We start from the raw sequence: 15,625 nt of genomic DNA, 5'->3' as shown, positions 1-15,625 counted from the left end.
ACTTATTCTGTGATGATCTTAGGCGTGTTGTTTTTCAAACTGTTGCATAAAGCTAATAAGCGCGTCGACGGCGGCTTCAGGTACTGCGTTATAAATACTTGCACGCATACCACCCACAGAACGATGACCTTTAAGGTTTAATAAACCCGCTTCTTCTGCTTGTGCTAAAAACAGTGCATCTAAGCCATCATCCGCTAACGTAAAAGGTACATTCATCCATGAGCGGTTAGCGACAGCCATCGGGTTAGCATAAAAATCGCTTCCATCAATAGCCGCATATAATTTAGCTTGCTTACGCTGGTTTGCTTTTTCAATCGCAGCAACACCACCTTGCTCTTTAAGCCATTTAAAGACCAAACCGGCAAGGTACCAACCAAAGGTTGGCGGTGTATTGCACATGGAATCAGCATCCGCATGTACTTTGTAATCGAACATGGTAGGCGTACCCGCAACTACCTCACCGAGAAGATCTTCTCGAACAATAACAACCGTCAAACCAGCAGGGCCGATATTTTTCTGTGCACCGGCATAGATCAAACCAAACTTATCTACATCTAATTGACGGGATAAGATTGTTGAAGATAGGTCAGCAACAAGGGGAACATCGCCAGATTCCGGAATATAGTCATACTCCAACCCACCAATAGTTTCATTTGGCGTGTAGTGAAGGTAAGCCGCTTCAGGATTAAGATTAAGCTCTGCTTGGGTAGGAACGGCAACATTACCGTTTCCTTCACTGCTAGCTGCGATAGAAACATCACAGTAACGCGCCGCTTCTTTAATCGCTTTTTTCGACCAGATACCGGTATTGATATAATCGGCGCTGCTTTTGCCTCTCAATAAATTCATCGGAATCATTGAGAATTGTGACGTCGCGCCACCTTGCAGAAATAACACTTTGTATGCAGAACTAATACCCATAAGATCACGCAGATCTTGCTCCGCTTGTTCCGCCACCGATACAAACTCGTCGCTGCGGTGACTCATCTCCATAATAGAGAGTCCCTTGCCGTGCCAATCCAACAACTCTTGCTGTGCTTGTGCTAGCACTTCTTCGGGTAAACCTGCAGGTCCTGCACTGAAATTAAACTTGCGCGTCATCGATCGTTTCTCTTATACCAATATTTCTTGCTGCTATTAATAGGCGCAACAAAAAGGGTGCTATATAAAAAGTGCGACTTAAAGCCGCACTTGATTGGATAAATTACTCACTATCATCTGAGTGATTTTCCGCATCCGGCTGTAGATCAGCTGGGCTATCTGGCGATTCGTCAGAAACCTCCCCTTCGCTGAGCTCTTCCTCATTCGGTTCTTCTATACGTGCAACACTCACAAGTCGCTCATCCGTATTTACACGGATCAATGTAACCCCTTGAGTGTTTCGTCCTAGCTCAGATATTCCATCACCACCGGTACGTACCAAAGTACCGCGATCACTGATCAACATCACATCGTCACCAGCAAAGACTTGAACTGCACCTGCCAACTGACCGTTACGATCAGAACACTGCTGCGCAATCACGCCTTGACCACCACGACCTTTCACTGGGAAGTCATCTATCGCTGTCTTCTTACCAAAGCCGTTTTCTGAAGCCGTCAGTATCTTGCCACCTTCCTGTGGAATAATTAACGAGATAACTTCAACGCCATCGCCCATTCTTACACCACGTACACCACGCGCCGTACGGCCCATAGGACGAACATCATCTTCATTAAAGCGCATACTCTTGCCCGCACTTGTCATTAACATGATGTCATTGGAACCGTCAGTGATCGCTGCACCGATTAGATGATCGTCATCTAACAGATCTAAAGCGATTAGACCGCTTGAACGAGGACGTGCGAAATTAGTCAGTGCTGTTTTCTTAACCGTGCCGGAGGCTGTCGCCATAAAGATAAATTTATCTTCGTCATAAGCGCCTACCGGCAAGATCGTACTTACACGTTCACCTTCATCCAATGGCAATATATTCACAATTGGGCGGCCACGAGCGGTACGACTAGCAACTGGAATCTCAAAAACACGCAACCAATACACTTTGCCACGGTCGGTAAAGCAAAGAATGGTGTCATGAGTGTTTGCTATCAATAGATGTTCGATAAAATCTTCATCTTTAATAGCTGCAGCTGATTTACCTTTACCACCACGGCGCTGTGACTGGTAATCAGTCAATGGCTGAGTTTTCGCATAACCACCATGGGATATAGTCACAACCATATCTTCTTCAGTGATTAGATCAGCAATAGTTAGATCTTTACGTGAAGCGGTAATCTCAGTACGACGCTCATCGCCATATTCTTCAAGTACAGCCTCTAGCTCTTCACGAATCACTTCCATCAAACGCTCATGAGAGCCCAAGATAAGTAGCAATTCAGCGATTTTATCTAGTAATTCTTTATATTCAGCAATCAGCTTATCATGCTCTAAACCGGTCAAACGGTGTAGACGTAGCTCTAGAATTGCCTGTGCTTGAGCTGGTGACAAATGATAATGCCCATCACGCAAGCCATACTGCTCTTCCAAGTCATCTGGGCGGCAAGCATCTTCGCCTGCGCGCTCAAGCATCTGAATAACATCACCCGGCGCCCAAGCCGCTGAAATTAACGCCTCTTTAGCTTCTGCCGGTGTAGGTGATTTCTTGATCAATTCAATAACCGGATCGATATTCGCCAATGCAACGGCCAAACCTTCTAACAAATGACCGCGTTCACGGGCTTTTCTTAGTAGGTAAACCGTACGACGTGTAACCACCTCACGGCGATGACGCACAAAGCATTCAAGCGCTGTTTTAAGATCCAATATACGCGGTTGACCATCAACCAAGGCCACCATATTGATACCAAACACCGACTCCATTTGAGTCTGAGCAAACAAGTTATTAATAACGACTTCAGGTACTTCACTACGTCGTAATTCAATAACAATACGCATACCATCTTTATCAGACTCGTCACGCAGCTCAGTAATCCCTTCGATCCTCTTCTCTTTTACTAACTCAGCTATTTTTTCGATCAAACGCGCTTTGTTTAGCTGATAAGGGATCTCGGTGATAATAAGAGACGGCTTACCGTTCTTTTCATCTTCTTCAACATGATACTTAGCACGGACATATATGCGTCCACGCCCCGTGCGATAAGCTTGTAAAATGCCCGCACGACCATTAATGATGCCACCCGTAGGAAAATCGGGACCAGGAATATATTCCATTAGTTCATCGGTTGTTAAATCGCCATTTTCTATTAATGCGATACAACCACGAACAACCTCCGACAAGTTATGCGGTGGAATATTAGTCGCCATACCAACAGCAATACCCGATGAGCCATTAACAAGCAGGTTCGGGATACGCGTAGGCACAACGACTGGAATTTTTTCGGTACCGTCATAGTTATCAACAAAGTCGACGGTTTCTTTTTCAAGGTCAGCTAATAGCTCATGAGCTATTTTATCCATGCGGATTTCGGTATAACGCATCGCCGCAGCGGAATCGCCATCAATAGAACCGAAGTTACCTTGTCCATCCACAAGGGGATAGCGCATAGAAAAGCTCTGCGCCATACGTACGATAGTATCGTAAACCGCACTATCGCCATGGGGGTGGTATTTACCGATTACATCGCCGACCACACGCGCTGACTTTTTATATGCCTTATTCCAGTCATTGCCGAGTTCGTTCATAGCAAATAGAACACGACGGTGCACTGGTTTAAGACCGTCTCTTGCGTCTGGTAACGCACGGCCTACAATTACGCTCATTGCGTAATCTAGGTATGACTGCTTCAGTTCATCTTCGATGTTAACTGGCAGAATTTCTTTGACTTGATCGCCCATTCCCTATCCTTGAATCACTCTCGCAACGGAAGGTTTCCGCGGATATTTTTAACCGCAGGAGTATATCATATTTTCCACAAATGAATCCTGAAAAAATAAGAGGTTATATAATTAAATATTAGAACCTAAGCATTTATTGCTTTGACTATTTCTGAAGCCTTGAGGAGTGCTAGAATAAGGGAAAATTCACGAACGAAAGAATGCCATGACTCAGTCAAATAATACGTCTCAGCAAAACATTGATCCTGAAGAGATTGCCAAGTTCGAAGAACTGGCAAACAAATGGTGGGACCGTAACAGCGAATTCAAACCGCTACATGATATTAACCCATTACGGGTTGGTTTTATCGACCGTATAGCCCGAATTGCTGAGAAGAAAGTATTAGATGTGGGCTGCGGCGGCGGCATACTATCCGAATCAATGGCACAACGAGGTGCCCATGTCACAGGCATAGATATGGGAGCCGCCCCCCTAAAAATCGCTAAGCTACATGGTTTAGAGAGTGGCGTAGATGTTAGCTACAAGCAGATAACTGTTGAAGATCTCGCTGAAGAACAGCCCGAATCTTTTGACGTTGTGACCTGCATGGAGATGCTCGAACATGTACCAGACCCTTCCTCCATCGTTAACGCCTGCGCAATACTCTGCAAACCCGGTGGTACACTTTTCTTCTCCACACTTAATCGCAATCCAAAAAGTTATCTATTTGCGATTCTAGGGGCAGAAAAACTATTAAAACTAGTGCCTGATGGAACCCATGACTTCAAGAAGTTTATTCGCCCATCAGAACTAGGCTCATGGATTAGGGAAAGCGGCCTGCAAAGCACAGAGATGTGCGGCATGACCTACAACCCTCTAACAAAAACATACAGCCTTCATCCAACCGATGTGGATGTAAACTATATGATTGCAACCACTAAGCCAGCCTAAGAGCCTTCTACATATATGAGCACACGACCGGCATCCGTTCTATTCGATCTTGATGGCACTTTAATTGATACAGCCCCGGACTTTCATTGGGTAATCAATCAACTCCTACGCGAAGAGAACAAAGATCCCGTCAGCTATGACTATATAAGGCATTACGTCTCTAACGGCGCACGAGCGATGGTTGGGGCGGCATTTAATTTAGATACAGATGACCACGTATTTGATCATCTACACCAACGAATGCTGGAAATTTATCTAAACCACTTAGATACAGATAGCCAGTTATTCGACGGCCTTGATGAATGTCTGACATGGCTAGAGGAAAAAAACATACCTTGGGGCATTGTCACCAACAAACCTGAGCTCTATACCACCCCCCTTATGCAGGGACTTGGGTTATCAAAACGGGCAAGCACTGTAATCTGCCCCGATCATGTAAAAAACAAGAAACCTGACCCAGAAGCGCTATTCCTCGCCTGCAGTGAAATCAACTGTCCCGCAGAGAGCAGTATTTACGTTGGCGATCATATACGCGATATTGAAGCGGGAAATCGTGCAGGGATGACAACGATTGGTGCCACTTATGGCTACCTTAATGCGGACGAAGATCCTTATAAATGGCAAGCTGATCACTACATTTCCTGTGCAACTAAACTCAAGCCCCTGCTACAATCAATCTATATTGATTTAGACAGCTAATATTAGGATCAAAACTATGTTTGAGTACCAAGCACCGGATAACCTCCTACAAGACCGTATTATTTTGGTAACAGGCGCCGGTGCAGGCATCGGCCGTGTTGCAGCAAAAACATTTGCAGCGCATGGCGCAACAGTGATTTTACTGGGCCGCACACTGGAAAAGCTTGAGCAGGTGTATGATGAGATCGAAGCCGCAGGACACCCTCAACCCGCTTTAGTACCCCTCAATCTAGAAAGTGCACAAGAACATGACTACATTGAACTTACCAACACGCTAGTACAGGAGTTTGGCCGCCTTGATGGCATACTCCACAATGCAAGCTTATTAGGTGTACGTACGCCTATCGAAAGCTACGACCCCGTGATCTGGCAACAAGTTATGCAAGTCAATCTAAATGCACCCTTTATGATGACGCAAATATTGATGCCTCTCCTAGAGCAATCAGATAATGCATCCATTGTATTCACATCATCTAGCGTTGGCAGAAAAGCCAAAGCTTACTGGGGCGCCTATGGTATATCAAAGTTTGCCACAGAGGGCTTAATGCAAACATTAGCCGATGAATTAGAAGCGGTAAGTAAAATCAGGACAAACTGCATTAATCCTGGAGCAACACGCACTCAAATGCGCGCAGATGCCTACCCTGCAGAAAACCCTTCCACCGTTAAATCACCCGAAGAGATTATGCCTTTATATTTATACCTAATGGGTGCAGACAGCATTGAAGTAAATGGCCAATCGCTTGATGCTCAATGATTACAGTAGCTATAAGAAAAGCAGCTTAGGCTGCTTTTTTATAGTATAAGAATAAGCTAATTAAAGTTAATCGCCTTCTTGTCTTCTTGCACGCTGCTTCTTATAACGTCGGTCAAATTTCTGTTTTTCCACCACGGACATCTTAGCGCCACGTCTTGGTTTCAACTCTAACATCTGAGATAAAGACTTAACCTCTTTATCTTCCATCATTTTCCACGTTCCAGCTCTAACATCACTCGGCAGAAAAATCGGCCCAAAACGCACACGCTTCAAGCGACTAACTTGAACCTCTTGCGACTCCCAAAGGCGACGTACTTCGCGGTTCTTACCTTCCATAACCACGCAGTGGTACCACTTGTTAGCCCCTTCACCATCAAAGAACTGCACATCAGTAAAACGCGCCATTCCATCTTCCAGCAAAACACCATCAGTTAAGCGCTTTAAAAGAGCATCATCAACACTTCCCAAAACACGTACAGCATATTCACGATCAATTTGAGCTGAGGGATGCATTAGCGCATTCGCTAATTCACCATCTGTCGTAAATAACAGAAGACCGGAGGTATTGATATCTAAACGACCAATAGCGATCCAACGCCCCTCCTTAAGAGGCGGTAGGTGATCAAACACTGTCGGACGACCTTCAGGATCATGTCGCGTGCAGATCTCCCCCACAGGCTTGTTATATACCAACACCCTGCGCTCAGCCTGCTTATCAAAAATAAGGTTAACAATTGTTCCATCTACAGACACCACATCACCTTCAGCAATGCGATCTCCCAAAGTAGCAACTTGATTATTAACGGATATTCGCCCGTCTTTAATCCAACGCTCCATCTCACGACGTGAGCCTATACCGGAGCGCGCCAAAACTTTATGTATTTTTTCATCTGACATATGACGCACCTAAGAATTTATTTAAATACTTACAAACAGCATTACAAATATGCATTTTAAAATAAAAGTAATTATTTATAATAAAAAACAGAAAGAATAACTAACAAAAAAGCCCTTTCAGCAGAGGAAAGGGCTCTTAATTACAAAGACCATCGCAAGATAATTAAATTAAGCAATCGTCTTTAGTAAATCCTTTTTCAAAATAAGCCTGAAAAGCCAATGGTGTACGACCTCGCCCAGACCATTCATGTTCAACACCTGCATCATCTACAACACGATATTTTGGTTGAACCTTCTTTTTCGGTGCCGCAACATCACCAATCATACCCATAAGATCATTCATATCCACACCCGCATCTAACATGCTTTGGCGAATTGCTTCAATTTTCTCAAGTTTTTCCTGCTCAGCTGCCTGAATCGCTGCTTCTTCTTCACGACGATCATCAGCAATAACAGTTAAATCTGAAATTACTTTTTCTAGTTCAGCAACACTTAATTCCTGACACTGCTTACGAAGAGAATTTTTACGCGTTAATATTTTTAAAAAATCAGACATCTCTACTACTCATCGAATTAAATAACACAGAGTAATTATCTTTATAGATAATAATTAATCAAGTATTAAGAGTAATATTTTATTTATGAGAAGCTACTCGTATCACCAGCCGCTTGTCGAATAACCTCCGGAACATCTTCAACTAAATTAACAACACTTGTCGCCTCTAAACCACAATAGCCACCGTCTATAATAAGATCCACCTGATTTTGAAGCAGCTGGCGCATTTCATAAGGATCCATTAGCGGCATTTCATCGCCTGGCATAATTAACGATGTACTCATAATAGGCTCACCTAAAGCTTCAGTCAGCGCCAAAGTAATAGGATTATCCGGTACTCGAATACCAATAGTTCTTCTTTTTGGATGTAGAAGACGTCTTGGTACTTCCGACGTTGCTTTTAGAATAAAAGTAAAAGCACCCGGCGTATGAGATTTTAATAATCGATAATTAGTATTTTCTACTTTTGCATAGGTACTAATTTCACTTAAATCACGACACACCAATGTGAAATTATGTTTATCATCCAACTGACGTATTCTTTTAATACGCTCTAATGCTTTTTTATCACCAAGATGACAACCTAAAGCATAAGCACAATCTGTAGGGTAAATAACAACCCCACCTTTTTTGATAATCTCAACGGCCTGATTTATCAAACGCGATTGAGGATTTTCAGGATGGATTTGAAAAAACTGACTCACAATTTACCTAGCTAATCATTCAATAATAATATTTTTTATATTATAACTTATCTATATAAACTTACGCACCTAGCGAGCCTAGTTAATTTAACAAATAATTCAATACATGATTCTCGTCACTTTTTAAGGGTGGGTATTTCCCTAAATCGGTCCAAGTATGATTAGGAGAGTGAAAATCACTGCCGGCAGAAATCATCATATTTTTTTCTTTAGCGATTCGAAGTAACTGAAAATGATGATCTGGTGTCATACCCGGATATGAGACCTCAATTCCATCCCCCCCCGCATCAGTGAAATCATTAATCGCACCACGCAGTTTTGTAAATGTCATTTTATATTTAGTTGGGTGAGCTAAGATTGAAACACCTCCCGCATTTTTAATAACGGCTAAAGCTTCCGTAAGCGAAGGCCACTCCATTTTAACATCGCCTTTTTTACCTACACCCAAATATTTTTTAAACGCTTGCTGTTCAGAACTCACTAGACCTTGTTCAAACATGACTTGAGCAAAATGCGGACGACCAATAACACCATCGCCACCTTTCTCTTTAGCCGCCTGATAAAGATCGGGAAGACCCATTGAGATTAGTTGATCTGCCACCTTTCTTGCCCGTGCTAATCTAAGCTCAGCAAGATTGGATAGATAGCCCTGAAGCTCTTCAGAGTCGACATTCAACCCTAAACCGACAATATGCAAAACTCTTTGATTCCAAGCACACGTCAACTCAACACCTGGAATCAATTGAATACCTTCCAGATCTTGATCAGTAAACTGACGAATCCCCGCCAGCGTATCATGATCAGTAATCGCTAAAATCTGTATCTGCTTCTGCTTAGCACGCTCCAATAAAACCAGCGGTTCAAGAGCCCCATCAGACGCGGTTGTATGGCAATGTAAATCGTATTTAGGCAATTCCATATTTATTCACTGTTTATATAAAGCTCCAGCAACCTTATAATCCAACTTTAACTAACTAGATCAAGGCTGCTATGAAGCTTTTATTAGATTTTTTACCAATCATTATCTTTTTTATCGTATATAAAACGACTAATGACATAATTTTAGCAACAGCGATCCTGATACCGGCAACGCTTTTACAGATGCTATATACATGGATTCGCACACATAAGATTGAAAAAATGCAGTTGGTAACTTTAGCCTTGGTCGTGATCCTTGGTGGTGCCACTGTTATTTTTCAAGATAAAACTTTTATTCAATGGAAACCAACCGTCGTAAATTGGTTGTTTGGCTTAGCATTCCTTGGTAGCCAATTTATCGGAAGCAAAACGATTATAGAGCGCCTAATGGGAAGCAACCTATCCTTACCACATTTTGCTTGGCGCACACTCAATATTGCTTGGGTTGTTTTTTTCCTAGCAATGGGTGCACTCAACCTTTTTGTCGCCTACTCTTTCAGCGAGGAGACTTGGGTCAATTTTAAACTATTTGGCATGCTAGGTCTCACTGTGATTTTTATCATTGCTCAAGGTGTCTACCTTTCACGCCATATTGATAATACAGAAAGCAACGATTCAAATAACTAAGGAAGTACTTGTGTATTACGCCATTATTTCAGAAGACAAAGAAAATAGCTTAGAAGACCGTCTTGCGGCACGTCCTGAGCATATACTACGACTAAAAGATTTAAACGAAGAGGGCCGATTACTTATCGCGGGCCCTCATCCAGCTATCGATAGCGAAGACCCCGGTTCTGCGGGTTTTACAGGCAGTTTAGTCGTTGCTGAGTTTCCATCATTAGCTGACGCACAACAATGGGCGGACGAAGATCCTTACATTACAGCAGGTGTTTACAAAAAAGTTACTGTTAAGCCGTATAAAAAAGTACTACCCTAGTACATAAGAGCGCTATAATCTTAGTTACAACTATGAACTAAAGACTAAGAGTTTATCTACAAGTAGAAAAAGTAGACTTAGTTAAGTGTTGCCTTATGAGTGTATAAGTAAGCAATTAGTCCAAAAATATGACTATTTTTCTGCTATTTATCCTAGGTTAAGGTAGGAAGAGTTGTAATAACTAGATTATTTCTTATTATTCCTAACTACAGAATCCAAATCGTATTTCAAGGACAGCTAAAATGAAAAAATTCGCAATCGCTTCTGGCTTAGTACTCGCTATGGGCCTAGCAACAGGTGCTCAAGCTCACCCAGAGAACGCAGGCTACTGGGATGAATCAAAAACATCTACAGTATGGAAAACAGGTACTGGCGGATGCTGGCGCCACGGTTTCTGGGAAGAGTCTGATGCAATCGAAGGTTGTGAAGGCTACAAAGCCCCAATAGCAGAAGCTCCGGCTCCAGCTCCAGCTCCAGCTCCAGCACCTAAGTTAATGAGCACTGTTGAGAAACACATTGTGTATTTTGACTTTGATAGCTCTAACCCTGGCGACGTAAGCGATATTTCTAGCTATGTTAACTCTCTTAAAGAAGTAACTAGCGTGAAACTTGTTGGTCATGCTGACCGTATCGGTGCAAGTGCATATAACGATGCGCTTTCTCAGAAGCGTGTAAACGCAGTTTCTGAAGCACTACAAGCAGGCGGCGTAAGCGCTTCTGCTATCAGCACTGGTTACATGGGCGAAAATGCTCCAGCTAAATCATGTGAAGGCCTACGTGGCACTAACGTTGTAGACTGCCTACGCGCTAACCGTCGTGTAGAAGTTGAGATTTCTGGTACAAAATAAGCGGTAAAGTCAGCGTACTTTGTTGCTAAAAAGGCACCTTTTAAAAAGGTGCCTTTTTTATAACAATAAATATAAGGCTGATCATGAAAATACTAACAAACGCTATTCCTTTCTTCTTTTTACTTATCAGCTGCTATTCCTTTTCTGCTGAAGAGTATGCCGATCAAAAAGTCGTTTATCATATAAATTACGATGATCCGAAACGTATCTCTGCGACCTTTTCTAATATCGCGAATCATATAAACCAGCTAGGCGAAGAGCACATCACCGTTAAAGCAGTTATTCATGGCCCAGCCATTAAATATTTTATTGAAGCCAGCCAGGATGACGCAAAACAGATAGCTCTAGATTCTTTACGTTTAAGTGATGTTCAGTTCATTATTTGTCGCAACAGCCTAGACGGTTTCAATGTTACCCGAGAAGATCTGTATGAAGTTGAAGCTGAAGATGTTGTGCAAGCAGGCTTACCTGAAATCGTACATTTGCAGCAACAGGGCTATTTTTACGTTCGTCCTTAGCGAACAAATTATTTCCAATTGATTACAGCCACAAAAAAAGGTGGCACATCGCCACCTTTTTAATAATACCGTTAAGACCTACCCGACCCACACTCGTGCATTTCGGAACATACGCATCCACGCACCATCTTCAGCCCATTCATCAGGCGCCCAACTATTTGTGACTGTACGGAACACACGCTCCGGATGTGGCATCATAATAGTTACACGACCATCAGTCGTCGTCACACCAGTAATACCTGCTGGAGAACCATTTGGATTCGCTGGATAAGCTTCTGTTTGCTGACCATAGTTATCCACATAACGTAGCGCAACAGCATTCGAGCTCTGCAAGCCAGCTAAATGATTAGCATCTTTAAACTCAGCACGTCCTTCCCCATGAGCGATCGCGATCGGCATACGAGAACCAGCCATTCCCTGTAGGAAGATAGAATCCGATTCTTGAACTTCAACCATAGCAACACGTGCTTCAAACTGTTCCGACACATTACGCACAAAATGCGGCCACAAATCAGAACCTGGAATCAATTCATGTAAGTTAGAAAGCATCTGACAACCATTACAGATACCTAACGAGAAGGTATCTTCTCTGGCAAAGAACGTCTGGAACTGTTCACGGGCTCGCTCATTGAACAAAATCGATTTCGCCCAACCTTCACCAGCGCCTAGCACATCACCATAAGAGAAGCCGCCACAAGCCACTAAACCCTTAAACTGATCCAATGCAACGCGACCCGACAAAATATCGCTCATATGCACATCTATCGCAGCAAAACCTGCTTTATCAAATGCAGCAGCCATCTCTATCTGACCATTCACTCCTTGCTCACGGATAATAGCCATCTGTGGACGAGTGCCTGTATTAATAAAGGGTGCGGCTACATCTTCATTTTGATCAAATGTTAATGAGGTATGCAAACCTGGGTTTTCTTTATCATTAATACTGTCAAACTCTTGTTGCGCACATTCCGAGTTATCACGTAATGACTGGATCTTGTAAGAGGTCTCTGCCCACCAGTGCTGTAACTGGATACGACGTTCAGAATAAATCTCTTCCTCATCGAAATGGAAGCGCAATTCATCATCCAAATTAAGAGAACCGATCACTTGAGTAACATCACCTAGACCCGCCGCATTCAATTCAGTCAATACAACATCAAGATCATCGCGTTTAACCTGAACAACTGCACCCAACTCTTCAGAGAATAGCGCGGCTGCCAGCTCACTCTTCTCAGCAGCTAACATATCAAGGTTAATATCGAGACCTGTTCGACCTGCAAACGCCATCTCTGCCACTGTGGCAAATAAACCACCATCAGAGCGATCATGGTAAGCCAGTAGTAAGCCTTGTTCACTCAACTCTTGAATCGCTGCAAAAAATGCAACTAGCAGTTCAGGCTGCTCTACATCAGGAACCTTTTGACCCACTTCATTATAAACTTGAGCTAAGGCAGACAAACCAATACGGTTTTGACCTTCGCCCAAATCGAGCAAAATAAGGTCTGTCTCACCTTTATCAGTACGTAATTGAGGAGTCAACGTTTTGCGCACATCAAGCACAGGCGCAAAACCAGTTATCACTAATGACATAGGCGCTGTCACTGATTTATCTTCGCCCTCATCATTCCATACTGTACGCATAGACATAGAGTCTTTACCAACAGGAATAGTCATCCCCAAGGCTGGGCATAACTCCATACCTACCGCTTTCACCGTATCGTAAAGCTTTTCATCTTCACCAGGATGGCCCGCAGCACACATCCAGTTTGCAGATAACTTAATATCTTTAAGCTCACCAATTCTAGCCGCGGCCATATTAGTAACCGTTTCACCAATCGACATACGGCCTGACGCAGGAGAATCTACTAGCGCAAGCGGTGTACGCTCACCCATTGCCATAGCTTCGCCCGCATAAGTATCAAACGATGCTGTAGTCACTGCACAATCAGCAACAGGGACCTGCCATGGGCCTACCATTTGATCACGAGCAACTTGACCCGTAATCGAACGATCTCCTATGGTGATTAGGAATGACTTAGAAGCGACTGAAGGTAGTTTCATCACCCGTTCTGCAGCCTCTTTAAGATCAATCGCGCTGGTATCAAAATCAGGCACCTGATACTCAACACGCTCAACCGAACGGTGCATTTTTGGCGGCTTACCAAAAAGAACATTCATCGGCAGATCTACTGGGTTATTCTCAAAATGAGTATCACCTAAGGTTAGGTGCATCTCTTCTGTCGCTTCACCTACAATGGCATACGGGCAGCGCTCACGTTTACAAATATCTTCGAAACGAGCTAAGTCACTCGGAGCAACCGCCATTACATAACGCTCTTGCGCTTCGTTGCACCAGATTGCCAATGGCGACATGCCTGGTTCATCATTATTAATATTACGTAATCCAAATTTACCGCCACGATTGCCGTCTTTTACCAGCTCAGGAAACGCATTTGATAAACCACCGGCTCCTACATCATGAATAAATGCGATCGGGTTTTCATCACCCTGCTGCCAGCATTGATCTATCACTTCCTGACAACGGCGCTCTAATTCTGGGTTATCTCGTTGAACCGATGCAAAATCTAAATCAGCAGAAGAAGTTCCAGAAGACATAGATGATGCCGCACCGCCACCTAAACCAATTTGCATAGCGGGGCCACCTAAGCAGATAAGCTTGGCGCCGACAGGAATCTCGCCTTTTTCAACATGGCTATCACGAATATTACCTAAGCCACCGGCAATCATAATCGGTTTATGGTAACCACGGACTTCTTCACCCGCTGCACCATTTACTTTCTGCTCAAATGTACGGAAATAACCGGTTAAGGCTGGACGACCAAATTCGTTATTAAATGCCGCTCCACCTATAGGACCTTCTAGCATAATATCGAGTGGTGTAACGATACGGTCAGGTTTGCCGTATTTTGATTCCCAAGGCTGTTCAAAACCTGGGATATTTAGATCGGAAACTGTAAACCCTGTCAAACCTGCTTTAGGTTTAGAGCCTTTACCTGTCGCACCTTCATCACGAATCTCACCGCCAGAACCTGTTGCAGCGCCTGAGTGAGGTGCAATTGCTGTGGGGTGATTATGGGTTTCGACTTTCATCAGGATCTGAATATCTTCCTGATTATATGCGTATTCCTTACCTTCGGGCGTTGGGAAAAAACGCCCAGCTTTACTACCTGCCATAACAGCCGCATTGTCTTTATAAGCTGACAATACATTATCACCACCTAGCTCATTGGTGTTACGAATCATCGCAAACAACGATTTATCTTGAGCTTCGCCATCGATATCCCAAGAGGCATTGAAAATTTTATGACGGCAATGCTCTGAGTTTGCTTGCGCAAACATCATTAGCTCCACATCGGTTGGATTACGTTTGAGCTCTATAAAGCTATCAACTAAATAATCAATTTCATCATCTGCCAATGCCAAGCCAAGTTCAGCGTTTGCTGTAACTAAAGCGTCACGACCACCCGACAAAATATCGACAACCGTTAAAGGCTTAGGTGCCTCTTCTATAAATAACGAGGCTGCATCATCTATACTAGGTAAAACCGCTTCAACCATTCGGTCAAATAGTTCTGATTTTACTAAATCAAAATCAGTGTCCGAAAGGTCTGAAGATGTACTAACATAATAAGCAATACCACGCTCTAAACGCTTAACTGAGGTTAAACCACAGTTATGCGCAATGTCAGTAGCTTTAGATGACCAAGGCGATATTGTGCCTGGACGGGGCACTACCAGAAACAGTTTACCGGAAGGATCTTGAGCCTCCGCTTTAGGTCCATAACGTAAAATACGCTCAAGTACTTGCTGCTGATTTTCCGATAAAGCTTGTGACTGATCGAAAAAATGCATAAATTCAGCATACAAGCCCGTAACGGCAGGAACCTTTGACTGAATACCAGATAGTAACTTTTCATGACGAAAAGCAGAAAGAGCAGGTGCTCCGCGCAGTGCCAGCATCTCTAATAGAGCCTCGTGATAGCTGCCAATATTAGGCAGTAGTTACA

Annotated in this window: 14 protein-coding genes; 7 read left to right on the top strand and 7 right to left on the bottom strand. The window is 43.3% G+C overall.

Annotated features, from left to right (window positions below; translation table 11 throughout):
- Positions 1 to 18: 18 nt before the first annotated feature.
- Both serC and gyrA read right to left on the bottom strand, forming a co-directional pair.
- A complete protein-coding gene (serC, locus tag A3774_RS12140; RefSeq protein ID WP_067867777.1) occupies positions 19 to 1,101 on the bottom strand; it encodes a 3-phosphoserine/phosphohydroxythreonine transaminase in 1,083 nt (360 codons plus the stop codon).
- A 103-nt stretch (positions 1,102 to 1,204) separates the two neighbouring features.
- The gene (gene gyrA / locus A3774_RS12135; RefSeq protein ID WP_067867774.1) at positions 1,205 to 3,832 is read right to left on the bottom strand and encodes a DNA gyrase subunit A; all 2,628 of its coding nucleotides are present in this window, start codon (positions 3,830 to 3,832) and stop codon (positions 1,205 to 1,207) included.
- Between the two features lie 205 nt (positions 3,833 to 4,037).
- On the opposite strand from gyrA, the gene ubiG reads away from it, so the two are divergent.
- From ubiG to A3774_RS12120, 3 genes are read left to right on the top strand one after another with little or no spacing between them, the layout of a single operon-like run.
- A complete protein-coding gene (ubiG, locus tag A3774_RS12130; RefSeq protein WP_067867771.1) occupies positions 4,038 to 4,763 on the top strand; it encodes a bifunctional 2-polyprenyl-6-hydroxyphenol methylase/3-demethylubiquinol 3-O-methyltransferase UbiG in 726 nt (241 codons plus the stop codon).
- A 15-nt stretch (positions 4,764 to 4,778) separates the two neighbouring features.
- Entirely contained in the window at positions 4,779 to 5,462 is a 684-nt protein-coding gene (locus A3774_RS12125; RefSeq protein ID WP_067867768.1) for an HAD-IA family hydrolase, read from the top strand.
- Between the two features lie 16 nt (positions 5,463 to 5,478).
- Positions 5,479 to 6,219 carry a YciK family oxidoreductase gene (locus A3774_RS12120; RefSeq protein ID WP_067867766.1) on the top strand — a complete coding sequence of 247 codons (741 nt, stop codon included), beginning with the start codon at positions 5,479 to 5,481 and terminating at the stop codon, positions 6,217 to 6,219.
- A 66-nt stretch (positions 6,220 to 6,285) separates the two neighbouring features.
- Here A3774_RS12120 and rluB read toward each other — a convergent pair whose 3' ends face one another.
- From rluB to A3774_RS12100, 4 genes are all read right to left on the bottom strand, one after another.
- The gene (rluB, locus tag A3774_RS12115) at positions 6,286 to 7,116 is read right to left on the bottom strand and encodes a 23S rRNA pseudouridine(2605) synthase RluB (protein ID WP_067867763.1); all 831 of its coding nucleotides are present in this window, start codon (positions 7,114 to 7,116) and stop codon (positions 6,286 to 6,288) included.
- A gap of 163 nt (positions 7,117 to 7,279) precedes the next feature.
- The gene (locus tag A3774_RS12110) at positions 7,280 to 7,672 is read right to left on the bottom strand and encodes an H-NS histone family protein (protein WP_067867760.1); all 393 of its coding nucleotides are present in this window, start codon (positions 7,670 to 7,672) and stop codon (positions 7,280 to 7,282) included.
- Positions 7,673 to 7,755: 83 nt separating this feature from the next.
- Entirely contained in the window at positions 7,756 to 8,376 is a 621-nt protein-coding gene (locus A3774_RS12105) for an L-threonylcarbamoyladenylate synthase (protein WP_067867756.1), read from the bottom strand.
- Positions 8,377 to 8,458: 82 nt separating this feature from the next.
- Complete coding sequence (locus tag A3774_RS12100) at positions 8,459 to 9,295, bottom strand: PHP domain-containing protein (protein ID WP_067867753.1); 837 nt, start codon at positions 9,293 to 9,295, stop codon at positions 8,459 to 8,461.
- A gap of 71 nt (positions 9,296 to 9,366) precedes the next feature.
- Here A3774_RS12100 and A3774_RS12095 point away from each other — a divergent pair, with 71 nt between their 5' ends.
- The 4 genes from A3774_RS12095 (at position 9,367) to A3774_RS12080 (ending at position 11,597) form a co-directional block, all read left to right on the top strand.
- The gene (locus A3774_RS12095) at positions 9,367 to 9,921 is read left to right on the top strand and encodes a septation protein A (RefSeq protein WP_067867749.1); all 555 of its coding nucleotides are present in this window, start codon (positions 9,367 to 9,369) and stop codon (positions 9,919 to 9,921) included.
- A gap of 10 nt (positions 9,922 to 9,931) precedes the next feature.
- Positions 9,932 to 10,231 (top strand): YciI family protein, encoded by a 300-nt coding sequence (locus A3774_RS12090; protein WP_067867744.1) that lies wholly within the window; start codon positions 9,932 to 9,934, stop codon positions 10,229 to 10,231.
- 242 nt (positions 10,232 to 10,473) lie between these two features.
- Positions 10,474 to 11,079 (top strand): OmpA family protein, encoded by a 606-nt coding sequence (locus A3774_RS12085; protein WP_067867740.1) that lies wholly within the window; start codon positions 10,474 to 10,476, stop codon positions 11,077 to 11,079.
- Positions 11,080 to 11,162: 83 nt separating this feature from the next.
- A complete protein-coding gene (locus A3774_RS12080; protein ID WP_067867737.1) occupies positions 11,163 to 11,597 on the top strand; it encodes a DsrE family protein in 435 nt (144 codons plus the stop codon).
- Between the two features lie 78 nt (positions 11,598 to 11,675).
- Here A3774_RS12080 and purL read toward each other — a convergent pair whose 3' ends face one another.
- A complete protein-coding gene (gene purL, locus A3774_RS12075; RefSeq protein ID WP_067867734.1) occupies positions 11,676 to 15,578 on the bottom strand; it encodes a phosphoribosylformylglycinamidine synthase in 3,903 nt (1,300 codons plus the stop codon).
- Positions 15,579 to 15,625 lie beyond the last annotated feature (47 nt).

Source organism: Neptuniibacter marinus (assembly GCF_001597725.1).
GTDB classification, from domain to species: domain Bacteria; phylum Pseudomonadota; class Gammaproteobacteria; order Pseudomonadales; family Balneatricaceae; genus Neptuniibacter; species Neptuniibacter marinus.
The sequence above is the reverse complement of the archived record's forward strand: the minus strand, read 5'-3'. Positions and strand labels throughout refer to the sequence as shown.